The following is a 23,254-nucleotide window of genomic DNA, read 5'->3' on the forward strand; positions in this document are numbered from 1 at the left end:
CGGGCTCAGTCCAGGGTGGAGCGGACCGAGGCGCGGGCCTCGTCGAGCGCGGCGCGCAGGGCGTCGACGCTCGCGGTCGTCACGGATCCCGAGGAGGCGGCGGTGCGCAGCTCCGCGCGCAGCTCGTCGCGGAACTCGGTGAGCAGTACCTCGGCGTCGCGCAGGGCGATCCGCGAGGCGGTGCGCGCGTCGGGCGAGACCGGCGCGGTCTGCTCCGGCGCGGGCTGCTCGGAGGGGGTGCCGGACGTGTCCTGCGGACGCGGCTCCTCGGCGGAGTGCTCCGGTCGGCGTCCGGGCTCCCGCGAGTCGCGGGCGGCGCTGGCCAGGTCGGCGCGGAGGCTCTTCATCGCCTCCGCGACGCCGAGGCGGACCTCGTCGGCGAGCCGGCGGACGGAGTCGGTGAGCTCCTCCTCGATGTCGCCCAGGTCGGTCGCGCGGTTCGCGAGCTCGGCGCGGCCGGCGTCGGTGATGGAGTAGACCGTCTTGCGGCCGTCGGCCTCCTTCGTGACGAGTCCCTCCTCCTCGAGCTTCGCGAGGCGCGGGTAGACCGTGCCGGCGCTGGGCGCGTAGGTGCCGCCGAAACGCTCGCTGAGCGCCTGGATCAGCTCGTAGCCGTGGCGCGGCGACTCGGCGAGGAGGTTGAGCAGGTAGAGGCGCAGGCGGCCGTGCGCGAAGACGGGGCTCACAGCGAGCTCCCGTCCATCGGGCGGCGATCGTCGGCGGGGCCGGTGCCGGGAGAGCCCCAGCCCTCGCCCACCGAGGCGGAGGACGCGGCGACGGACCGGCGGACGACGACCACGTCTCCCGAGACGGAGTTGGCGGCGACGTCGACCCACTTCGAGTCGAGCGAGCCCGTGGTCGAGGTGAAGCCCCGGCCGAAGGTGCCCTTGACGACGGAGCCGTCGAGCTGGAGCGTGCCCGAGACGGTGTTGATGCGGTAGCGGGCGCCGAGGCCCTCGTCGACGCGGATCGTGAGGTCGCCGCTGACGGTGTTGGCCTGGATCCGGTCGGGGGTGCCCTCGGCGTCGACGAACACGCTGCCCGAGACGCCGTCGACGGTGAAGCGGGTGAGCTCGCCGGTCGCGGTGACGTCGCCGGAGACGGTGCGCGCGGTGACGCGGCCGGTGTGGCTGCGGACCGAGAGCTCGCCGTGGACGGTGTTCACCTCGATGTCGCCGTGCAGGCCGTCGACGACGATGTCGCCGCCGACCGTCGAGACGCGGGCGTCGCTGTGGAGACCCGAGACCAGGCCGTCGGCCGAGACGGTGTCGAACTTGAGGTCGACGCCGCGGGGGACGAGGAGGCTGATGTCGGCGCGGTCGCCGCGGCGGCCGAGACCCTTCACGACATCGACGATGGTGTCCCAGCGGAGCTGGACGTGGTCGATCTCGAGGCGGTCGCCGTCCATCGAGACCTTGAGCGGGCGACCGTCGACGCTGTGGACCTCCACGCGAGCGGTCGGCTCGTCGTGGGCGATGACGTCGATCTGGCCGCCGACGAGGGCGACCTTGACCGAGCGGACGACGTCGAGGTCGATGACCTTCGTCTCGCCGGCCTGTACGAGCCATTTCTCGAGGGACATGAGCTCCTCCTCCTGCACCGGGGTGCCTTTCTGAAACGCGATACATCGCGAGTGGACGAGAGTCACGATATATCTCGATCGTTGCGGTCGGCAACGGGGCTCGGCCGGTTCCCAGCGTCGAGGGGCCGGGACCGGGGCGGGGCCGAGGCGGGATGAGGCCGGGGGCCGGAGCCGAGGCCGCCGTCGAGGGGGTGAGGCCGCGGCGGGCGCCGTGGTAGACCGGGCGCATGGACCCGATCGCGGCACTCGAGGAGATCGCAGCACTGCTCGAGCGGGAGCGGGCCTCCCGCTACCGGGCGAAGGCGTTCCGCCGGGCGGCCGCGGTGCTGGAGGGGATGGCGTCCGCCGAGCGGGACGACCTCGCCCTCGTGCGGCGGGCCTCCGGGATCGGCGACACGACCTTCACGGTGATCGAGCAGGCGCGGTCGGGCCGGGTGCCCGACTACCTCGCGGAGCTGCGCGGCTCGGCTCCTCCGCCCGCGAGCGCGCTGCGGGGACGGCTGCGCGGCGACCTCCACAGCCACAGCGAGTGGTCCGACGGGGCGACGCCCGTCCTCGCGATGGTGGACGCGGCCCGCGCGCTCGGCCACGAGTACCTGGCGCTCACCGATCACTCGCCGCGGCTCCGGGTCGCCCACGGTCTCAGCGCGGAGCGGCTGGAGGAGCAGCTGGCCCATCTCGCGGGCCTCGACACCGGGCCCCTGCGGCTGCTCAGCGGGATCGAGGTGGACGTCCTCGAGGACGGCGCGCTCGACCAGACGAACGAGCTGCTGGACCGCCTCGACGTGGTCGTCGCGAGCGCCCACTCGAAGCTGCGGCTGCCCTCCCGTGAGATGACGGCCCGGCTGGTCGCGGCGGCCTCGGATCCGCGGACCGACGTCCTCGGCCACGTCACGGGGCGGCTGGTGTCGGGCGAGCGCGGCACCCGCCCGCCGTCGACCTTCGACGCCCGGGCCGTGTTCCGCGCGTGCGCCGACCACTCCACCGCGGTCGAGATCAACGCCCGCCCCGAGCGCGAGGACCCGCCGGACGAGCTGATCGCGCTCGCGCTCGAGGAGGGCTGCCTGTTCTCGATCGACAGCGACGCGCATGCTCCGGGTCAGCTGGGCCTGCTCGACTACGGGGCGGAGCGGGCGGAGCGGCTCGGCGTCCCGGAGGAGCGGATCGTGACCACCTGGCCGGTCGAGCGGCTCCTGGAGTGGACCCGCGGCTGAGGATCCTCGCGCGTTGCGCAAACGAACTGCGGCCATCACCCCCTTGACAGGAGGCCGTACCGCGGGAGGAGATCCGACGCAAGTGGCGAAATCCCAGCCGCCCACGCGGCATGCTCGGTACCGGCCCGCTCCTCCCGGGCCGCTCCAGCGGTCGGGAGTCGCGCTCCGTCGCACTCTCCACTCCGACAGACCAGGTGAACCATGGCCACGCAGACCGCTCTCGACGCCGTGCGCGCCGCTCCCACTCTGCTCGAGGCCGTCCGGATGGCGGATGAGCTGACGGTCGCCGCGGTGAGCGACGGCGGCGGCCGCGCGGTGCGCCTGCTCACCCGCGCCGCTCTGGACCCCTCGGACCAGCTCACCGCGATCGCGGCCGTGCACTCGCTCGCGCAGGTCTTCGACGAGGAGGCCGACCTCGCGCTGCTGATGCTGCTCGAGGACGAGCGCCCGTACCTCCGCGAGCACGCCGCCTGGGCCTTCGGCGGGCGCCTGCCCCGCCCCGCTGCGCTCGGACCGCTGCTGCGCCTGGTCCGCGACGGCGGCTTCTCGGGCATGCTCGCGCAGCGCACCGTCCTGCTCTGGGCCTCCTCGACCCCCGACCTCGTCGCCGTCGCGCTCGAGGGCGCGCTGCTCGGCGAGCGCGGAGCGGCGGCCCGGGCACGGCTCGTCGAGACCCTGGGCCTCGTGCCCGGCACGATCGCCGCGCGCACCCTCCTGCACGTGGCCGCCGATCACGCGGAGGGGCTGGAGGCGCGGGCCGCCGCGACGGACGCGCTCGGCGAGCGCGGCTCCGACGACGCCGAGCTCCTGCTCACCGGCCTGGCCGAGGAGGCGGCGCCCATCGGGCCCCTCGCCCGGCTCGCCCTCGGCGACCTCGCCCCCGCACCGGCCGTGGAGGCAGGGCCGACGGTCGCGCAGCTCTTCGTCCACGCCGACATCGACGGCACCCTGACGCGGGTGGGCGCCGGCGACAACGGCGGCATCGCGACCCTGCTGGTGCGCCTGGGCGACTCGCTCGTCGAGCAGGAGGGCATCGACCGGGTGCTCACGCTCTCGCGCGGGACTCCGGCCGAGGCCGAGCGCGCGCTCGGCGAGCTGCCCGACTCCGGCCACGGCTTCGCTCCGGTCCCGTTCGTGGGGCCGCCCGTGGCCATGCCTCAGGCGTGGAGCCGTCGCATCGCCGCCGAGCGCGGCATCCGCCGGATCCTGCGCGCGGCCGGCCGGGTCGACGTGCTGCACCTGCGCATGGCGGACGTCGGATCCCTCGCGGCGGCCGCGGTCGCCCGGGAGCTCGAGATCCCCGTCGTGTTCACCCTCGCTCCGGACCCGCACGCCCTGATCGCGGGCCTGGACGCCTCCGGCGCCCTCACCCGCGCGGACTTCGGTGAGCGCGACGCCGCCGAGCACTTCTGGTTCCGCGTGCGCCTGGTGCAGCGCCTGGCCGCCGACGCCGCGCACACCGTCCTGTTCCCGCGGGAGGAGCTGGCGGCGACCATCCGCGAGCTGATCGGCGTCGACATCACCGCGCACCCGGAGCGGCACACGATCGTCCCGGAGGGGATCGACGTCGGCCTGGTCGAGCGCGGCGAGGCGGCCGCACGGGCCTCCGCCGCCGGTGAGCCGGTCGCGCTGGACGAGGGCGGGGACCTGGCCTCGCTCGACCTCCTGCTGGAGGAGCTGCCCGAGCACCGCCGCGGCCTCCCGCTGCTGCTCAGCGTGGGCCGCCTGCACCGGGTGAAGGGGATGGCGGCGCTCGCCGAGGCCTGGGCGTCCGACCCCTCGCTCCGGGAGCGCGCCAACCTGCTCCTGGTCGGCGGCGACCTCGCCGACCCGAGCCCCGACGAACGCGAGCAGCTCGACCGCGTCCGCGCCGTCGCGTCCGACGGGCTGCTCCTGGCCGGCCACCGCCCGAACGGGACCGTGGCCCGCTGGCTCGGCGCGATCCGGCACGGCCGACCGGGGCTCTCTGCTCCGGGAGGCGCCTACGTCTGCGCGAGCGTCAAGGAGGAGTTCGGCATCGCCCTCCTCGAGGCGCTCTCCGCAGGACTGGTCGTCGTCGCTCCGGCGACAGGCGGGCCCGCGACCTACGTCGAGGAGGGGGAGACCGGCTTCCTGGTCGACACCGCCGACCCCGCGGCACTCGCCGCCGGCGCCGCCGCCGCACTGGATCTCGCAGGAGGGCCTCTCGGCGAGCACGCCGCGGCCCGCGGGCGTGCGATGGTCGCCGAGCGCTACACGGTGCAGGCCATGGCTCATGCCCTCTCGGGCGTCTACGCGCACGCGACCGCGGACCAGGAGCGTCCCCTCCGCTCGCCGCTCGTGCTGGGGGCCTCGTGACCCTGCTGATCATCAGCCCCGACTACGCGTCGCACCTGCTGCCGCTGGCGACCCTCGGCACGGCGTGGCAGGAGGCGGGCGAGCGCGTCGTCGTGGCCACCGGCGACGCGACGCGCTCCATCGTGGACGGCTTCGGATTCGAGCACATCGCGCTCCGGCTGGGGCGCGGCTCCAACCCGGGCACGATCCGCGCGGAGGAGCAGGCGCCCGACGAGGGCGCGTCCCTCCGCGGCTTCTTCGACGCCACCCGGCGCGGGATGGTCCCGACCCTCGCCTACCAGGCGCGGGAGCGGCTCACCGACCTGCTCTGGGATCCGGCCGGCGTCGCCGCGCGCCTGCGCGTGATCCTCGACGAGGTGCAGTCCGACGCGATCGTGGTCGACCACCTCGCCTTCACCGCGCGCGTGGCGCTGAAGGCACTCCGCGTGCCCTACGGCGACGTCGTGCTCGGCCACCCCAGCGCGCTCACGGTGCCCGGCGAGGTCTACGGCTTCCCTCCGGTCTGGCCGGACGCCTTCGCTCCGGAGCCCGACGACCTCGATGCGCTCCGCGCCCTCTGCGAGCGTGTGCGCGACTCCTTCACCGCGGAGTGGAACGCCGCCCTCACCACCCTCGACCCCGGGGCGGCGCCCAGCGCCGACGCCTTCGCCGAGAGCGGCGACGTCCTGCTGCTCAACTACCCGGGCGAGCTCCACGACTCGGCCCGCACCGCTCAGCTGCCGCCGCACGCGTTCCTCGGCTCCGCCGTCCGCGAGGAGCCCGACGACGCGGAGGTCGAGGAGTGGCTCGCCGCGTCCGAGGACCCGGTCGTCTACGTGAGCTTCGGCAGCTTCCTCTCGGTGCGCGACGACGTGCTCGCCCGGGTCGTCGAGGCCCTGGCCGGCGTCGAGGTCGGGGGCAGGCCCGTCCGGGTGGCTCTCGCCTCCGGCGCGACCGAGCGCTCGGCCCTGGGCGAGGTCCCCGAGGGCTGGCTGGTCCGCGGCTTCCTGCCGCAGGTCGCGCTCCTGCGCCGGGCCGCGCTCGCGGTCAGCCACGGCGGCAACAACAGCGTCACGGAGGCGATGACCGCGGGCGTGCCGCTCGTCGTCCTGCCGTTCTCGACGGACCAGTTCGCGGGGGCGGCCGCACTCGAGGACGCCGGATTCGCCGCCGTGCTCGACCCCAACGCCGCATCCGCGGGACAGCTCGCGGAGGCTGCGCGGCGGATGCTCGCACTCGACGCTCCCGCCCGGGAACGGCTGACGGCGCTCGCCGAGGGCCTCGCCCGCGAGACGGGGCCGCAGCGGGCCCTCTCCGCCCTGAGCGGAGCGACCGTCCAGCGCTAGCCTGGGCCGATGGTCGAGCCGACACCCCGGGACGCGCCCCTGCGCGCCGAGCGGGACGCTGGGCGGGCGGAGCCGATGCTGGGCGCTCTCGGCGCGTTCGGGCGCTTCGAGGGAATCGTCCCTCCGCTGTTCGAGGCGGCCGTGCGGATCCTGCACCCCTCCGACGACCCGCCTCGGCGCTGGCGCGAGGTCGCCGAGCGGGAGGGGACGCTCCTGCATCCGCTCGCGCAGTGGTACTCGCTCACCGGCGAGCATCCCGACGAGTACGCGGAGCCCCGCCTCGGAGTGCTCCCGCTCGACGAGCTCGCGGCCGTCGCCGCCGTGCTCGCGGAGCACACGAGCACCCCCGAGGACTGCCTCGCCGTGTTCTGGGAGGGGTTCGGCGTGCTGAGCGGCGGGTCGCGGATCCTGATCTCCCGCGCGGACGCCTCGGACGAGCTGCCCGAGTGGATGAGCGACACCCGGCCGACCGGCTGGGAGCACCCCGAGACCGCCGCCGCGGCGACGGTCGAGCTGCCGGGGCGGGAGGGGCCTCTGCTCTCGCTCGACGTCAGGGTGCTCGAGGACACCGCGTGGGCGCGCGCGGCGGGCTTCGCCGACGCCTCCGGGCTCGTCGTGCAGACTCCGCTCGCGCTCTGGCCGGAGGACCGGGCCTGGTACCTCGCGAGCGAGGTCGACTTCGACTCGACGCTGATCGGCGGCTCGCGCGCCCTCGTCGACGACCTGCTGCGGCTCTCCGCCGCGGGGCGCATCGAGGCGCTCCTGCTGCCGGAGCAGGTGGACCTCACGAGCACCGGTGACCGGCTCAACCCGAGGCGGCGGTGACGGGGTGAGTGACGAGGACGACGAGCGCTGGCTCGTGGTGAAGGGCCGCCGATGGCGGCGCACCGACCCCTCGCTGCCGGAGGACGTGGTCGCCGGCCTCACCTCGCACCTCGGGCGCGGGCGCTCGGGAGTGCGCTCCGCCAGGCTGCACGAGGACGCGGAGGCGGAGGCGCTGGCGCGCAGGAGGGTCGGGCTCGCCAAGCACGGGCTGGGCGAGCGCGGACCGGCATGGTGGGACGAGCCCGAGGCCGATCGTCTCGAGCGCGCCCGCGAGGCGCTGCGGGCGCTCGAGGAGCTCGACGCTCCGGAGGACTGACTCGGCTTCTGCATCCCCCGAGCGTGCTCGTCGGGCGAGGCGGGCGGGGAGTGCCCGAGCGGATCCGGGGAGAGCGCGCGGAACCGCGGCCTGTGGAGGAGGACCGCCCCAGCCGAGGCCGCCCGCCGAGCCCGCCCGCCCCTAGCGGAACCTCACCACGAAGCCGTCCTCCGGCCCGGTCGGGAAGCTCTGCAGGCTCACGCGCAGATCCTGCCCGTCCTCGACGTCGTACGGGTGCCCCGCGGCCAGGAGCTCCAGCGCCGCGGACAGCAGGTCGACGGTCGCCGGCTCGCCCGGGCACCGGTGGTCGCCTCCGTAGTGCCCGCCGCCCTGGGCGATGAAGCCGTTGCGGTCGACCGGCGACCGGAACCGCTCCGGATCGAAGCGGCCCGGCGCCTCCCAGTGCGAGCCGTGGTCCGTCGCGTAGAGGTCGAGCAGCATCCACTGCCCCGCGGGAAGCGTCTCGCCGCGGAAGTCCAGCTCCCGGCGGGCCCTTCCTCCGACCATCGGGAAGAACGGGTAGAAGCGCCGCACCTCGTTCGCGAACGCGACGCGCTCCTCCTGGTCGGCGAGCCGCTCGCGCCACTCCGGATGCCGGTGCAGCGCGAGCGCCGCCAGCACCACGAAGCGCCCTACCGCGACCGTGGGCCGCAGCACGTTGATCAGCTCCACCGCGGCGACCTCGACGGGCAGGAGGCCGCCGTCCTCCTTCTCGTGCGCGATCCGGTGCAGGGGAGTCGGGGAGGGTCCGGCCGTCCGGCTCGCCGCGATCAGACCCCGCGCCCACCGCTCGGTCGAGCGGCGGCGGAGTCGCGCGGCCCAGTTGGGCGGGCCGAAGCGCCCGGCGTTCTCGATCATCGTCCGGAGCTCGTCCGTGCGCCGCAGCACCTCCTCCTCGTCGGCCTCGATGCCGGCCCAGGACAGGACCGCGCGGCCCAGGACCTCCGCGGCGACCTCCTGGAGGCGGACCCGCTCGCCCGTCAGCCGGGCGGCGGACGCCTGCCACTCCCGCGCGAAGGCCGAGACCAGCCTCGACCGCTGCTCGGGCGTCTCCACCAGATCCAGGAACATGCGCTTCCGCCGCCGGTGCGGCTCGTCCTCGAGGGTCTGCACGCTGCCCTCGTCCTGCAGGAGGTGCAGCACCGAGCCGGGCAGCGCGCCCTCGCGGTCGAAGCGCCCGCCCTCGTAGAAGAAGCGCGCCGCCTCGATGCCGCGCGCCATGATCACGGGCCGTCCGAGGATCCGGGTGCGGAACGCGTCCGCGCCCACGTCGTCGAAGCGCCGCGTCCCGAAGAGGTAGCCGTCGGCGAGGACGGCCGCGCTGCTGTCGACCGCGGGGAGGACGGGGATCGAGGCGGCGATCAGCCGGCCGATCCCTCGGTGTCGTCGCCCTCGGCCTGCGAGGGCTTGTCGACGCCCGCGTCGTCGACGTGGTCGTGGTTCTGCGGGTTCTCCTGCGGCTGCTCGGTCCGGTCGGCCATGGTGCTCCTCTCGCGTCGGCGCGGTGCGCGCCTCGCGGCCACGGTAGGAAGAGCGCGGCGGACCCGGGTACCCCGTTGACTCGCGGGGGAGGGGCGGGCAGACTCCGCCGCCCTCAGCGCCTCCGCAGGAGGACCGGCGCGGTCGCCCAGACCACGGCGAGCAGCAGCAGCACGCCTCCGCCCGCCCAGAGGCCTGCCGGCCCGCCCAGCACGACGTCGAACACGAAGCCCACGACTCCGACGAACAGCAGCGATCCCGCCGCGAGGCACACCGTGACCACCCGGTTGCCGAACCGCACCAGCTCGGCCTTCCTCCGCCGCTGGAACAGCAGCCGGTGGGCGATGACGGGCGCCAGCGCCAGGATCGTGACGCACGCGGCGAGCAGGACGAGCACGAGGTAGAGCGCCACGTCGGGCGGCGCGAGGTCGGCGAAGCGCTGCTGGAAGCACAGCGTCAGCAGGAAGCCGCCCAGGATCTGCGTGCCGGTCTGCACGACCCGCAGCTCCTGCAGGATCTCGTTCCAGTTGCGGTCGGATCGCTCCTCCACCGTCTCGTCGCGACCGGAGTCGGGGGCGGAGGGGTCGACGGGTCGGTCGCTCATGGGACGAGGGTAGAGCTCAGGCGAGCAGGGACTCCGCCAGCGAGATCGCCCCGCGCACCCCGGACTCGTCGCCGAGGGCCGGGCGCACGATGCGGATCCGCCCGCCGCCCGTCCCCGTCGCTCCGGGCGCGCCCATCAGCCGCTCGACCTCGGCCTCGACCGCGGGGACGAGCCCCGGCGTCTTCGACACGCCTCCGCCGACGACCGCGAGCCGCACGCCCGCGACGTAGGCGAGCGTCGTGACCAGCTGCGCGAGGTAGTAGGAGCTGAAGCGGAGGTTCGCGGCCGCCTCCTCGGTGCCGAGGCGGGAGCCGTCGACGCCCCAGCGCGCCGAGATCGCGGGACCGGCGACCAGGCCCTCGAGGCAGTCGCCGTGGAACGGGCAGGTGCCGGCGAAGCCGTCCTCGGGGTGGCGGCGGGGCAGCAGGTGCGCGACCTCGGGCCAGCCGCTGCCGGCGAGGAGCCGTCCGCCCGCGATCACGCCGCCGCCGACTCCGGTGCCGACGGTCAGGTAGACGAAGTCGTCGACTCCGGCCCCGGCGCCCCAGCGGGCCTCGCCCAGGGCGGCTCCGTTGACGTCGGTGACCAGCGCGAGCCGCGCGCCCGGTGCGGCCGCGCCGATCGGGCCGAGGACGTCGGTGCCCTCCCAGCCGAGCTTCGGCGTGGAGGTGAGGTGTCCGTAGGTCGGCGAGCCGGGGTCGATGTCGAGCGGGCCGAAGGAGGCGACGCCGACCGCGGCGACGGTGCCGTCGACTCCGTGGCCGCTGACGAAGCCGGCCAGATCGGCGAGAGTCTCGGCGGGCCCGCGGGTCGGCAGGGTCGTCGTCGCGAGGATCCGCTCGGGATCAGCGGCGTCGGCGACCGCCGCGACGACCTTCGTGCCCCCGGTCTCGATGCCGACGAGGAGGGGACGGTCGGCGGTGGCGCTCATGGATCTCCAGGGCTCGTGCGGTGCGTCTCGGGTCTCAGCAGGCGGACAGCGAGCGCACCTGCGCCGACAGGGTCAGGGGGCTGCCGAGGAGCAGCACCTGATCGAGGTCGTGGCCCTGCATCTTCACACGGGTGCTGCGCGGCAGGCAGGTCGGCTCGCTGAGGTAGAGCGGGGCGCCCTGCTTCGCGGCGACCGGGCCGACGGCCAGCGCGTCGGCGAAGCCGGTGGCGGTCGCGAGGTAGACGGTGTCGCCCAGCTCGGACGGCGGGAAGACGTCGTTGAGGCGTCGGCTGGTGTCGTGGCGGTCCGTCCCGGCGATGCGCGACACGGTGCCGGCGATCTTCGCGGCGCGCAGGTCTGCCTCGACGGCGGTCGAGATCGACGGCGCACCGCCGAGCAGCTGCACGGAGGAGGGGTCGAGTCCGGCGAGGGTGTCACGGGTCGGCTGGTCGAGGCGCGAGCGGGCGCCGTCGACGAGGAGGACGGGCTCGGCGCGGCGGCCGGCGATCGGCGCGACCGAGAGGGCGTCCGGGAAGTTGGTGCCGGTCGCGACGAAGACGTTCTCGTAGCTGCCGTCGGGGAAGGCGTCCTCGACGATCCGGCGCGAGGTGTCGTAGCGGTCGACGCCCTCGATGCGCTCGGTCGGGATCCCGAGGGCCTTCACCTGCTGGAGCACCGACTCGCTCACGGAGAGGGCGCTGCCGACCACGACGATCCGCTGCGGGGCGAGGCGGCGCAGCTCGGCCGCCACCACGGCGGGCAGGACGCTCGGGTCGGTGAGCAGGAGGGCGCCGCCCTGCTTCGCGGCGGCGGGGCCGGCGCTCAGCGCGTCCGGCCAGTTCGCTCCGCTGGCGAGGTAGACGACGGGGGCGCCGTCGGCGAATCCGGAGGCGGTCACCGCGACGGCGGTCGCGTACCGGTCGGTCCCGGCGAGGCGGGCGACGTCGGAGGAGTAGGCGGACGGGAAGAAGTCGATACCGCTGCGGCCGCCCGGCGGCACGGAGACGACCGCGCGCTCGTCGAGGCGGGCCAGGCGCGAGAAGTACTGGTCGTCGTAGGCGGGGTACCCCGGCTCCACGAGGCGCAGGAGGTAGTCGCCGGCGGGCAGGGCGAGGTCGCCCGTGTCCCACGCGCGGGCGGCGCCGGGGGCTCCGGTGACGGGGACGGTGTCGAGGAGCGAGTACGTCCCTCCGTCGACCCACCAGGCCTGCACGTCGAAGGAGGGGGAGGAGACGCCGGGGACCGCGTCGGCGGTGATCGATCCGGACAGCTCGGCGGTGCGCAGGAGGGAGATGGCGACGGACTCGTCGGTCCCCCGGGTCGTCCTCGCGGCCTCGGCGACCGGGGTGTCGCCGAACCAGGTCGGGTACCAGTCGTCGCTGCCGATCAGGTTCGCGCGGACGGTGAGGGGCTCGCCGCCGGGAACGGGGAGGGAGAAGTCGGCGCCCGTGTCCGCCTCGGCGACCACGTCCCCCTCGGCGTTCTGGACCTGGACGTAGAAGGACGGGTTCGCGGGGGCGGGGTGCTCCTCGTCGGCGTCGCGGAGCGCGATGGTGCCGGAGAGGACGACCTCGGCGGACGCCTCCTGCGCGGCGCTCGCGCTCGGGAGATCGGGGGCGGCGACGGCCGGACCGGCAGCGAGGCCGGCCAGCAGGAGAGCGGAGACGCCGATCGCGGCGAGGGAGCGTGCGGGCACGGCGGGCCTTTCGGCAGGATCCGCGGGAGGCCGCGGCGGACACGGTGTCTGAATGCTAGCCGCCGCCCGCCTCCGGGCGAGGGCGGGTGTCGGCGGGATGGGCCCCCGTCCGGGGGACGATGGTGGTGGATTCCCGGGGCCGCCGGAGGAGTCCGCGCAAGCAGACTCCCCCGGCGACCCGGGTCGGATCCCCTACTTGACGACCGCTGCGGTGGCGGCGGAGGTGCGCGTCGCCGTCGTGTAGTCGGCCTTCTTGCCGGTGACGGTCACCGTGATCTTCTTCCCCACCGTGGCGCTGGTCGGCTTGTAGGTGGCGGAGGTCGCCCCGGAGATCGCGGTGCCGTTCGCCTTCCACTGGTAGGTGAGGGCCACCGGCGAGGGACCCCAGGTGCCCGGCTTGGCGGTCAGGGTGGAGCCGACCTTCGCGGTGCCGGTGATCGTCGGGGTCGCGGCGGAGAGGGTGCCCGCCACCACGGCGCTCGTCTTCGCGGAGGTCTTCGTCACGGCGGTGAATCCGGACTTCGACCCCGTGACCGTCACGGTGATCGTCTTGCCGAGAGTGGCGCCGGTCGGCGTGTACGTCGCTGACGTCGCCCCGCTCAGAGCGGTGCCGTTCGCCTTCCACTGGTAGGCGAGGGCGACGGGGGAGGGGCCCCAGGTGCCGGGCTTCGCGGTGAGGGTCGAACCGACCTTCGCGGTGCCGCTGATGGTCGGCGTCGCAGCGGTGATCGCGCCGCCGGTCACGGCAGCGGTCCCGGAGGAGACGCGCGTGGTCGAGACGTAGCCCGACTTCGAGCCCGTGACGGCGACGGTGATCACCCTGCCCGCGTCGCCCGCGACCGGACGGTACGTGGTGCCGGTCGCCCCGCTGATCGCGGTGCCGTTCGCGCGCCACTGGTAGGCGAGGGCGACGGGGGAGGGACCCCAGGTGCCGGCGCTCGCCGTGAGCGTCGAGCCGACTGCGGCGGTGCCGGTGACGGTCGGAGTCGCGGCGGTGAGGGCGGTGCCGCCGATGCGCACGACCGTCGAGGCCGCCCCGCTGTCGCCTCCGGCGTTGATCGCGCTGACGCTCATCGTGTAGGTGGCGCCCGCCGCCAGGTGCGTGAACGTGAAGGAGCGGGCGGTGGCGGCGACCGTCGTCGACCACGGACCGGCGCCCGCGTTGTCGACGCCGTTGCGCGAGACGCGGTAGCCGGTGATCGCCGGGTTGCCGGCCGACTCCGGAGGCGCCCAGGAGATCGTCGCGGATCGCACGCTGTCGTTCGTGGTGCCGGCGACGCGCGTGGGAACGGAGGGGGCGACGTAGGGGTCAGCGGTCTGGACGAAGGTCGTCGGGGAACTGGTGCCGAGCGCGTTGATGGCCTGGACGGTGAAGGTGTAGGACGTGTTGGGCCGGAGGTTCGTGAAGGTCTGCGAGCGGCGGTCGGCCGAGACGACGGTCGACCAGGGGCCGCTGCCGGCCGCGTCGGTGCCGTTGCGGCTGACTCTGTAGCCCGTGATGGGGCTGCCGCCGTCGTAGTACGGGGCGTCCCACTGGACCGTGATGGAGGTGCCGGAGGAGTCGGCGTACACGCCGCCAGGCGAATAGGGCGCCGAGATGTCGGCGCCGAAGGTGGCGCAAGAGGCGGGAGAGTCCGCATAGGTGTTGTGGTCTCCCCCTTCGTACGACTCCTCGCTCTCAGAGGTCGCCCAGAGGCAGAAGACGTACCGGTGGTGGGGCAGGTACGGGAAGTCGTAGGAGGTGTCTGTAAATGGAAGGCTGCCATCAAAGTAGCCGTGGTCGGTCGGGTCGTCGGATGACGCCAAGTCGTTGATGGTGTAGCGGTACTCGTCGAAGTTGCAGGCCTGGCCATTGACCGACGGTCGTGCCCATCGGGCGGAAGCCAGATACGTGGACGCGTCCGCTGCAACGCTTAAATCTCCCGGTGCGGGCACGTCCCAGAAGTGCAAGAACGAGGCTTCGCTCGGCGAGCTCTGCGTCGACGACGCAACGAGCGGCAGGCCGTCGGTGCCGCCCGCGAAGGGCGCCCGGAGGTCGGTCACGCTCGACACCTCGAAGGCATAGTTCTTCTGCGAGCGGGGGAGGTTGATCGTGGCGGTCGTGGTCTTCCCGGTCTCGACGAGGCTCACCGAATAGGACTTCCCGTAGTTGTCTTCGTAGTAGTAGGCCGAGTAGCGGGCGGACACGTGGATCCGATATCCGGCCGTCGCCGACGCGGACGGCGTCCAGGAGACGGTGACCGCATCGGTGCAGTCGTTGTCGGTCACGGTCACGTTCGTCGGCGCGGCCGGCGATCCTGCGGCCTGGGCCTGGGCCGGGGTCGCGACGAAGAGGGAGAGGAGCAGGGCGAGGAAAAGGGAGACGCTGAGGGTCTTCGTTCGCATGGAGGAGGGCATCCGGATTCGTCGGAGCGAGAAGGCCGACGACTGTCGGGCCGGAGGGATCGTCCCATGCCGCTTATCGCTGCCCTAAGTCCCCCATTCAGGGCAGAATGCGGCGGATTCCACAGATGTCATCAGCGCGATGACAAGAGAGAGGGATAAGGCCTTCTCGCCGAGAGGCGCAACGTCGTCCCTCGGAAAGCCGCCTCAAGGCGAGAGTCGCGGCGGCATCACAGTGCCCCGCGGAAGAGCCGCGGTGGTTTTCCGCGCCGCACCCACCGTTCACGCGCGTTCCGTGCGCCCCACGGCGAGAACCGCACGATCGGCGCGTGCAAGACTGGGCGCGAGCGTGCTCCATCCCGCTGCGTCATGCGCGGGGCACGGAGCCACTGGACCCGGTCCGCTCATCCGCATCCTTTCGCAGGAGGACTCGAATGACCGATACCGCCGTGCTCGCCGAGGCACCCGCCCGAACCCCCGTCGCGAAGACGATCCTGATGTGCCGTCCCGAGCACTTCACCGTCGTCTACCGCATCAATCCGTGGATGGACCCGCAGGTCCCCACCGACACCTCCCTCGCCGTCCGGCAGTGGCAGACCCTCTACGACACCTACGCCGATCTGGGCTTCACCATCGAGCTGATCGAGCCCGAGGCCGGACTGCCGGACATGGTCTACGCGGCCAACGGCGGATTCGTGATCGACGGCATCGCCTACGGCGCCTCCTTCACCTACCCCGAGCGCCAGCCGGAGGGCCCGGCGTACATGGACTGGTTCCGCTCGGCCGGCTTCGACGTCCGCGTCCCCGAGGAGGTCAACGAGGGCGAGGGCGACTTCCTCCTCGTCGGCGAGCGGATCCTCGCCGGCACGGGCTTCCGCTCCGCCTCCGACTCGCACGCCGAGGTCGCCCGCGTCTTCGGCCGCGAGGTCGTCACGCTCGAGCTCGTGAACCCGTCGTTCTACCACCTCGACACCGCGATCGCCGTGCTCGACGACACGAACATCGCCTATCTTCCGAGCGCGTTCAGCGAGGAGGGCAACCGCACCCTCCGCGAGCTCTACCCCGACGCGATCCTCGTCTCGGAGGAGGACGCGTCCGTGCTCGGGCTCAACTCCTTCTCCGACGGCCTCAACGTCGTCATCGCCTCCCGCGCGACGGGCTTCGAGCGCCAGCTGCGCGAGCGCGGCTACAACCCGATCGGCGTCGACCTGTCCGAGCTGCTGCTCGGCGGCGGCGGCGTGAAGTGCTGCACGCTCGAGCTGCGCCGCTGACCCACTCCCCGTGGTCGGCGACCAGCAGCGCCGACCCACCCTCCACTGTCCACGATCCGTCGCACTCGACGCCGAGTGCGACGACTCCTGGAGAGTCGATCGTCCCCTCAGGAGGAACGACATGAGCATCACCGACACCGACACCGCCCGCTCCGCCGCCCTCATCGCCGCGGAGGAGGAGCACGCCGCCCACAACTACCACCCGCTGCCCGTCGTCGCGGCCACCGGCGACGGCGCCTGGATCACCGACGTCGAGGGCGTCCGCTACCTCGACTGCCTCGCCGCCTACTCCGCCGTGAACTTCGGCCACTCGCACCCGGTGCTGCTGGAGGCGGCCCGCGAGCAGCTCGGCCGCGTCACCCTGACCAGCCGCGCGTTCCACAACGACCGCCTCGGCCCGTTCGTCACGGCGCTCGCCGCGCTCGCCGGCAAGGACATGGTCCTGCCGATGAACACGGGCGCGGAGGCGGTCGAGTCGGGCATCAAGGTCGCCCGCGCCTGGGGCTACCGGGTCAAGGGCGTCGCTCCGGGCCGGGCGAACATCATCGTCGCGGCGGGCAACTTCCACGGCCGCACGACCACGATCATCTCGTTCAGCGACGACGCGGAGGCGCGCGACGGCTTCGCCCCGTTCACGCCCGGATTCCGCACGGTCCCGTTCGGGGACGCGGAGGCCCTCGAGGCCGCGATCGACGACGACACCGTCGCCGTGCTGATCGAGCCGATCCAGGGCGAGGCGGGCATCGTCGTGCCGCCGGCCGACTACCTCCCGGCCGTCCGCGAGATCACCGCTCGCCGCAACGTCCTCTTCATCGCGGATGAGATCCAGTCCGGCCTCGGCCGCACCGGCGCCACCTTCGCCTGCGACCTGGTCGGAGTCGTCCCCGACGTCTACCTGCTCGGCAAGGCGCTCGGCGGCGGCATCGTCCCCGTCTCGGCCGTGGTCGCGAACGCCGACGTGCTCGGTGTCCTGCAGCCGGGCCAGCACGGCTCCACCTTCGGCGGCAACCCGCTCGCCGCGGCCGTCGGCCTCGCGGTCGTCGAGATGCTCGCGACCGGCGAGTACCAGGCCCTCGCCCGCGAGCGCGGCGCCCAGCTGCACGCCCGCCTCGAGGCGCTCATCGGCCGGGGAGTGGTGGCCGTCCGCGGCGCCGGACTCTGGGCCGGCATCGACATCGACCCGGGGCTCGCCTCGGGCCGCGCCGTCTGCGAGGCCCTGATGGCCCGCGGAGTGCTGGCCAAGGACACGCACGGCTCGACGATCCGCCTGGCGCCGCCGCTCGTGGTCACCGCTGCCGAGATCGACTTCGCCGTCGACGAGCTGGAGGCCGTGCTCGAGTCGCTGCGCTGAGGCGCACCGTCCTCCCTCCGCGAGGTGCCGCTCCGGTCCGCGACACGCTGTGCCGGCCGCACCGGAGCGGCATCTCGCGCGGAGGGGTCAGCGAGCGGCGCCCGCCGTCGCCGACTCGGGCAGGCTGCTCATGGGGAGGGTGTACTCGCCCTTCAGCGCCGAGATCCAGACCGTGGTCGGGGCGACGGCGGCGAAGTTCGAGTTGAGCAGCGCCATCAGCGTGGTGTGCAGGGAGTGCGCGTCGATCGAGCCGGCGTCGTTCGCGATCGCGATCGCGCCCGTCGCATCCGAGAGGACCTCGGCGCGGAGCCCGTGCGTCTCCGCCTCGGCGGCCGAGGCGAGGATGCAGTTGTTGGTCATGTAGCCGACGAGGGTGATCGTGTCGACGTCGTGCTCGCGGAGCCAGTCGAGCAGGTCGGTCCCCGCGAAGACCGTGCCGAACTGCTTCGTGACGTTCTTCCACGAATCCGAGCGGCGCTTCTCGATCTCCGGGTGCAGCGCGAAGGACGGACCCGACGGGTCGAAGATCGGCGCTCCCTCGCCCGCGCTGTGCTGGACGACGGCGATCGGGAGGCCCGCGGCGGCGGCGGAGTCGAGGGCGGCGGCGATCCTCGGCAGCGACTGCGCGTGCGGCGGGTACTGGATCTCGAGCGGGCCGCTGAAGTACTCCTGCTGCACGTCGACGAGGATCAGTGCGCGGCGCGGTGTGGTCATGAGGGGCTCCCATCGGTGGCGGACGTACCCGATCCTCCCGCCCGGGGCTGGGAGCGGCGGTCAGCCACGCGGCCCGCGACCCGGTCGTGGGCGCAGGCCCACACCTCCTCGTGCTCGAGCGGAGTGAGGACGCCGGCGTCGAGCAGCCGGTCGGCCCGCCGCAGCGCGGCCGCGATCGCCGCCTGCTCGGCGACGGCGGGGGAGTCGACGTCCGCGATCACGAGCCGGCGGGCGCAGGCCTGGCGGAGGCGGCGGGTCGAGCGGGCCGAGAGGAGCAGGAGCGACGCGGTCGGCAGGGCGAGCGCGGCCAGCAGGAGGAGCGGCAGCCGGTCGAGCGCGAGCGTCCCGACGGCGCCGGCGGCCGTCACGGCCACGACCAGCTGCGGACCGGCCGCGTGCAGGCGGAGGCGCCTCCGCTCCTCGGCGGAGGTGCCGGGCGCGAAGACGACGAGCTCGCTCCGGACGACGCGGTACCGGCTCGCACCGACGGTGTGGCGGCCCCAGCGGGGGCCGGCGTCGAGGAGGCGGAGGAGCAGGTGCACGAGCGCCATCGTCTGCCCGCGACGGCGGGTGCAAGGGGATCCTGACGGAACGCGGACGCGTACCGGGCCGATCCGCACGGTCCGCTCGCGCGACGCTCACGACCCCCTCACGACGCGGGATCGCGCGCCGACGTCCCTCCCCAGCCGATTACCCGTGAGGAAAGCGTGAGGATCCGCTCATTCCGGGCGGGCGCGCTCCTCACGGCGAGTAGAAACATCCAGTGACCTCTTCCGTCGTCCGTGGCGACCCCGACGCCCTCGAACCCTCCCCTCTCTCCTCCGCGCGCGCGGGCGGGGTGAAGGCGTGGCTCCTCGAGGGCCTCCGCGACGACTCCGGAGCGCACCCCGGCCCCCACGCGGCCACCGGCAGGACGCACTCGTGGTGGCGCGTCATGTGCCTCACCGGCGTCGACTACTTCTCGACCCTCGGCTACCAGCCGGCCATCGCGGCGCTCGCCGCGGGCCTCGTCTCTCCGCTCGCGACGATCGTCCTGGTGGTGCTGACGCTCCTCGGCGCGCTCCCCGTCTACCGCCGCGTGGCCCGCGAGAGCTTCCGCGGCGAGGGGTCGATCGCGATGCTCGAGCGCCTGCTGCCCTGGTGGGGCGGCAAGCTCTTCGTGCTCGTGCTGCTGGGGTTCGCGGCCACCGACTTCATGATCACGATCACCCTCTCGGCGGCCGACGCGACGGCGCACGCGGTCGAGAACCCGTTCGCCCCCGCCTGGTTCCACGGGGCGGAGGTGCCGCTCACGCTGGGGCTGATCGCCCTGCTGGGGATCGTGTTCCTGCGCGGGTTCCGCGAGGCCATCTCGATCGCGGTCGTGCTCGTGGCCGTGTTCCTCCTGCTCAACGCGATCGTGATCGCCGTGGCGATCGGGCACGTGGCCGAGAACCCCGTCGTCATCGGCGACTGGTGGTCGGCGCTCACGACCCAGCACGGGAATCCGCTGATCATGGTCGGCATCGCGCTCATCGTGTTCCCCAAGCTCGCGCTCGGGCTCTCCGGCTTCGAGACCGGGGTCGCGGTCATGCCGCAGATCCGCGGCGACGCGGGCGACACCGAGGACGCCCCCGTCGGCCGCATCCGCGGGGCGAAGCGGCTGCTCATCACCGCCGCCGTCACGATGTCGGCGTTCCTCATCACCTCGAGCTTCGTCACTACGCTGCTCATCCCGCAGGCGCAGTTCCAGCCGGGCGGCGAGGCCAACGGCCGCGCGCTGGCCTACCTCGCGCACGAGTACCTCGGCGAGGGCTTCGGCACGGTCTACGACGTCGCGACGATCTGCATCCTCTGGTTCGCGGGCGCCTCCGCGCTGGCCGGCCTGCTCAACATCGTCCCGCGCTACCTGCCCCGCTACGGCATGGCGCCGCAGTGGGCCGGCGCCGTCCGTCCGCTCGTGCTCGTCTTCACCGTCGTGGCCTTCGTCATCACGATCCTCTTCCGCGCCGACGTCGACGCGCAGGGCGGCGCCTACGCGACCGGCGTGCTGGTGCTGATCACCTCCGCGTCCGTCGCCGTGTTCCTCTCGGCGAAGCGCAGGAAGCAGCGCAAGCGCGCCGTGGGCTTCGCGGTCATCGCGCTGGTCTTCGTCTACACGACGGTCGTGAACGTGGTCGAGAGGCCCGACGGCGTGCGGATCGCGGCGGTCTTCATCGTCGGCATCCTCGCGGTCTCGCTCGTCTCGCGGGTGCACCGCTCGTTCCAGCTGCGCGCCACCTCCGTGGCGTTCGACGCCGCAGCGATCGACTTCCTCACCACGGACGCCGACGACTACGGCGTGATCCGCATCCTCGCGAACGAGCCCGACGACGGCTCCGAGGCGGAGTACCGGGACAAGCTGGCGGAGGAGCAGCGCGACAGCAACCTGCCGATGCGCGGCCCGGTGCTCTTCCTCGAGGTGCACACCACCGACTCCTCCGACTTCGAGGAGGACCTGGTCGTGCAGGGCCGCGTCTGCCACGGCTTCCGCGTGCTGACGGTGACCAGCGGCAACATCCCGAACACCATCGCCACGGTGCTGCTCGAGATCCGCGACCTCACCGGCGTGATCCCGGACGTCTACTTCGAGTGGACCGAGGGCGGCCCCATCTCGAACATGTTCCGCTTCCTCATCACCGGCACCGGCGAGGTCGCCCCCGTCACCCGCGAGGTCCTCCGCCGCGCGGAGTCCCGCCGCGACCGCCGGCCTGGCGTGCACGTGGGCTGACGCCTGCTGCGAGGCGGGGGCGTGGCGGCGCGGAGGTGCCGCTCCTGCTGCGGGATTCCGCCGAGACGCCTCTCCGTCATCGAGACACCGCGGCAGGAGCGGTGCGTCGGCGGAGGAGGCGGTGTCCCGGCGCGCGGCGGCCCCGTAGCGTGGGCGCGGGCGCCCGTCGGGGCGCCGACACCGACGAACGGACGACGATGACCCTCGAGGACCAGCGCGCGCACATCCTGACCGGCGCCGTGTACGACGACATGACCCCCGAGCTGGTCGCCGCGCGCGAGCGGGCTGTCCTCGCCTCGAACGCGTACAACGCGAGCTTCGGGCGTTCGCCGGTCGAGCGGGAGGCTCTGCTCCGCGAGCTCGTCGCCTCGGTGGGCGCGGACGCGCACCTCGAGCCGACGTTCCGCTGCGAGTTCGGGTTCAACATCACGATCGGCGACCGCTTCTACGCGAACTTCGACTGCATCCTGCTCGACGGCGCCCCCATCACGATCGGCGACGACGTGCTGTTCGGCCCGCGCGTCTCGATCTACACGTCGAACCACGCCCTCGACCCGGCCGAGCGCGCCGCCGGCGCCTGCACCGCGAAGCCGGTCGTCGTCGGCGACGGCGTCTGGATCGGCGGCGGCGTCACGATCAACCAGGGCGTCACCATCGGCGACGGGGCCGTGATCGGCTCGGGCAGCGTCGTCACCCGCGACGTCCCTCCGCTCACCATCGCCGCCGGCGTCCCCGCCCGCGTCCTCCGCCAGATCACCCCCGACGACCGGACCGGCTACCGCCCGGCCCACTGACGCCGGCCCACTCCGGCTCCGGAGCGCCGGTTCCGAGACGCCGGCTCCGAGAGCCGCTCCCGGGCGGCGCTCGGACGGCAGGCGGCGATCCGCCCTCAGGACTTCACGGTCGACAGGGGCTCGGTGATGCTCTCGAGGCTGCGGCGCTCGGCGTCGACGCCGAAGATCAGGCCGATCACGCCGCCGAGGATCATCACGGCGGCGCCGACGAAGTAGCCGATCGTCAGCGGACCGCGGTCGCTGCCGTCGCCGATCAGGGCGCCGTAGAGGGCGGGGGCGACCGCTCCGGCGATCTGGCCGAGGGTGAAGAAGTACGAGATCGCCTGGCTGCGCAGCTCGAGCGGGAAGATCTCGCTCACGGTGAGGTAGGCGCTCGAGGCTCCGGCGGAGGCGAAGAAGAACGACACGCACCAGAGGATCGTCTGCGTGGTCGCGGTCAGGACGTCCATGCTGAAGAGGACCGCCGAGACGGCCAGGACCGCTCCTGAGACTCCGTAGGTGAGGAAGATCATCTTCCGCCGGCCCCACACGTCGAACAGGTGGCCGAGCACCAGCGGCCCGACGAGGTTGCCGATCGCGAACGGGAAGAAGAAGTACGAGATCGCGCTCTGCTCGACTCCGTAGAAGTTCTCGAGCACCAGCGCGTAGGTGAAGAAGATCGCGTTGTAGAGGAACGACTGGGTGATCATCATCGTCGCGCCCACCAGCGTCCGCTTCGGGTACTGCCGCAGCAGCACCCGGGCGATGGTGCGGAACGGGATGCTCTCCGTCGCCTTCACGGTGATCGCCTTCGCGTCGTCGACAGGCTCGAGCACGCCGCCCTCCGCCTCCACTCGGCGCTCGATCTCGTCGACGGTGCGCTCCGCCTCCTCCTCGCGGCCGTGCGTCATCAGCCAGCGGGGGCTCTCGGGGATGTGGCGGCGGAGGTAGATGATCGCCAGTCCGAGGATCGGGCCGAGGAAGAAGCCGAGGCGCCAGCCGACGTTCTCGGCGAAGAGCGCGTCGTTCAGGAAGAACAGGTTGGCCGCGGAACCCAGAGCCGCGCCGCCCCAGTACGTGCCGTTGATCGCGATGTCGACGCGGCCGCGGTACTTGGAGGGGATGAGCTCGTCGATCGCGGAGTTGATCGCCGCGTACTCGCCGCCGATCCCCATGCCCGCGAAGAAGCGGAACACGGCGAGGAAGACGTAGTTCGGCGCGAGTCCCGCCAGGCCGCTGGCGACCAGGTAGATGACGAGCGTCAGGATGAACAGCTTGCGCCGCCCGAGCTTGTCGCTCAGCCGCCCGAAGATCAGGGCGCCCGCGATCTGGCCGCACAGGTAGATCGTGCCGAGCAGGCCGACCTCGAAGGCCGAGAGCCCGAACTCCTTCGCGAAGCCGGCGGAGGCGACGATCTGGATCTCGAGGCCGTCCAGCACCCACGAGAAGCCGAGGCCGACGACGATCGACCAGTGGAAGCGGGTCCAGGGGAGCCTGTCGATGCGGGCGGGCACGAGGCTCCGGACCGGGCCGCGCGGACTGGTGGATGTCGACATGGCGAGCGCCTTCCTGTCGCCCCGGCGTCGTTGCGGAGGAACGCTGTCCCGAGCGCGGCGAGACGACACTAGACCCGCGGGCGGCTCCATATCGCCGGGCTATTCACCCCTTGTCACGGACCGCCGAGCGGGTGTATTCCGGGCATCAT

At 73.3% G+C, this 23,254-nt stretch carries 19 protein-coding genes; 9 read left to right on the plus strand and 10 right to left on the minus strand.

All coding sequences use genetic code 11. The features are described from left to right. Positions 1-5: 5 nt before the first annotated feature. The gene (locus C5C56_RS09490; protein WP_104247409.1) at positions 6-686 is read right to left on the minus strand and encodes a PadR family transcriptional regulator; all 681 of its coding nucleotides are present in this window, start codon (positions 684-686) and stop codon (positions 6-8) included. Next, complete coding sequence (locus C5C56_RS09495) at positions 683-1,582, minus strand: hypothetical protein (protein ID WP_244230533.1); 900 nt, start codon at positions 1,580-1,582, stop codon at positions 683-685. Before C5C56_RS09495 ends, C5C56_RS09490 begins: the two co-directional genes overlap by 4 nt. Before the next feature lie 227 nt (positions 1,583-1,809). Here C5C56_RS09495 and C5C56_RS09500 point away from each other — a divergent pair, with 227 nt between their 5' ends. The 5 genes from C5C56_RS09500 (at position 1,810) to C5C56_RS09520 (ending at position 7,599) form a co-directional block, all read left to right on the plus strand. After that, entirely contained in the window at positions 1,810-2,796 is a 987-nt protein-coding gene (locus tag C5C56_RS09500) for a PHP domain-containing protein (RefSeq protein WP_104223746.1), read from the plus strand. Positions 2,797-2,997: 201 nt separating this feature from the next. Beyond that, positions 2,998-5,133, plus strand: a complete 2,136-nt coding sequence (locus C5C56_RS09505) for a glycosyltransferase (RefSeq protein WP_104319466.1) — start codon at positions 2,998-3,000, stop codon at positions 5,131-5,133. Next, positions 5,130-6,458 (plus strand): glycosyltransferase, encoded by a 1,329-nt coding sequence (locus C5C56_RS09510; RefSeq protein ID WP_104319467.1) that lies wholly within the window; start codon positions 5,130-5,132, stop codon positions 6,456-6,458. Before C5C56_RS09505 ends, C5C56_RS09510 begins: the two co-directional genes overlap by 4 nt. A gap of 9 nt (positions 6,459-6,467) precedes the next feature. After that, positions 6,468-7,283: a hypothetical protein gene (locus C5C56_RS09515; RefSeq protein WP_104319468.1), complete on the plus strand. Its 816-nt coding sequence runs from the start codon at positions 6,468-6,470 to the stop codon at positions 7,281-7,283. 4 nt (positions 7,284-7,287) lie between these two features. Then, positions 7,288-7,599 (plus strand): biopolymer transporter Tol, encoded by a 312-nt coding sequence (locus C5C56_RS09520; RefSeq protein WP_104223799.1) that lies wholly within the window; start codon positions 7,288-7,290, stop codon positions 7,597-7,599. A 141-nt stretch (positions 7,600-7,740) separates the two neighbouring features. On the opposite strand, the gene C5C56_RS18440 is transcribed toward C5C56_RS09520, so the two are convergent. The 5 genes from C5C56_RS18440 to C5C56_RS09545 all read right to left on the minus strand — a co-directional run bounded on the left by C5C56_RS18440 (position 7,741) and on the right by C5C56_RS09545 (position 14,694). Continuing rightward, on the minus strand, positions 7,741-8,868 hold the full coding sequence (locus C5C56_RS18440; RefSeq protein ID WP_104319469.1) for a cytochrome P450: 1,128 nt from the start codon (positions 8,866-8,868) through the stop codon (positions 7,741-7,743). 325 nt (positions 8,869-9,193) lie between these two features. Next, positions 9,194-9,682, minus strand: a complete 489-nt coding sequence (locus tag C5C56_RS09530; protein ID WP_104223741.1) for a DUF6328 family protein — start codon at positions 9,680-9,682, stop codon at positions 9,194-9,196. 16 nt (positions 9,683-9,698) lie between these two features. Further along, positions 9,699-10,613 carry an ROK family protein gene (locus tag C5C56_RS09535; protein WP_104247415.1) on the minus strand — a complete coding sequence of 305 codons (915 nt, stop codon included), beginning with the start codon at positions 10,611-10,613 and terminating at the stop codon, positions 9,699-9,701. Positions 10,614-10,647: 34 nt separating this feature from the next. Continuing rightward, positions 10,648-12,309, minus strand: a complete 1,662-nt coding sequence (locus tag C5C56_RS09540) for a cell wall-binding repeat-containing protein (protein WP_104319470.1) — start codon at positions 12,307-12,309, stop codon at positions 10,648-10,650. 192 nt (positions 12,310-12,501) lie between these two features. Beyond that, on the minus strand, positions 12,502-14,694 hold the full coding sequence (locus C5C56_RS09545) for a fibronectin type III domain-containing protein (RefSeq protein ID WP_181137579.1): 2,193 nt from the start codon (positions 14,692-14,694) through the stop codon (positions 12,502-12,504). 431 nt (positions 14,695-15,125) lie between these two features. Between C5C56_RS09545 and ddaH the strand changes: the two genes are divergently transcribed. Together ddaH and rocD are read left to right on the plus strand one after the other, a co-directional pair. Next, complete coding sequence (gene ddaH / locus C5C56_RS09550; RefSeq protein ID WP_104226838.1) at positions 15,126-15,962, plus strand: dimethylargininase; 837 nt, start codon at positions 15,126-15,128, stop codon at positions 15,960-15,962. Between the two features lie 121 nt (positions 15,963-16,083). Further along, on the plus strand, positions 16,084-17,313 hold the full coding sequence (gene rocD / locus C5C56_RS09555) for an ornithine--oxo-acid transaminase (protein ID WP_181137580.1): 1,230 nt from the start codon (positions 16,084-16,086) through the stop codon (positions 17,311-17,313). Positions 17,314-17,400: 87 nt separating this feature from the next. On the opposite strand, the gene C5C56_RS09560 is transcribed toward rocD, so the two are convergent. Beyond that, positions 17,401-18,027, minus strand: coding sequence for an isochorismatase family protein (locus tag C5C56_RS09560; RefSeq protein ID WP_104233860.1), 627 nt, complete (start codon positions 18,025-18,027; stop codon positions 17,401-17,403). After that, positions 18,024-18,569 (minus strand): DUF6611 family protein, encoded by a 546-nt coding sequence (locus C5C56_RS09565; protein ID WP_146086473.1) that lies wholly within the window; start codon positions 18,567-18,569, stop codon positions 18,024-18,026. The genes C5C56_RS09560 and C5C56_RS09565 overlap by 4 nt, the downstream gene beginning before the upstream one ends. Before the next feature lie 221 nt (positions 18,570-18,790). Between C5C56_RS09565 and C5C56_RS09570 the strand changes: the two genes are divergently transcribed. Next, positions 18,791-20,776 carry an amino acid permease gene (locus C5C56_RS09570; RefSeq protein WP_374954274.1) on the plus strand — a complete coding sequence of 662 codons (1,986 nt, stop codon included), beginning with the start codon at positions 18,791-18,793 and terminating at the stop codon, positions 20,774-20,776. A 197-nt stretch (positions 20,777-20,973) separates the two neighbouring features. Further along, positions 20,974-21,570 carry a sugar O-acetyltransferase gene (locus tag C5C56_RS09575; RefSeq protein WP_104261687.1) on the plus strand — a complete coding sequence of 199 codons (597 nt, stop codon included), beginning with the start codon at positions 20,974-20,976 and terminating at the stop codon, positions 21,568-21,570. Positions 21,571-21,665: 95 nt separating this feature from the next. Here C5C56_RS09575 and C5C56_RS09580 read toward each other — a convergent pair whose 3' ends face one another. After that, positions 21,666-23,105, minus strand: coding sequence for an MFS transporter (locus C5C56_RS09580; protein WP_104319473.1), 1,440 nt, complete (start codon positions 23,103-23,105; stop codon positions 21,666-21,668). Positions 23,106-23,254: the final 149 nt, after the last annotated feature.

Origin of the sequence: Rathayibacter sp. AY1D1, assembly GCF_002932635.1 — a bacterium.
GTDB lineage: Bacteria > Actinomycetota > Actinomycetes > Actinomycetales > Microbacteriaceae > Rathayibacter.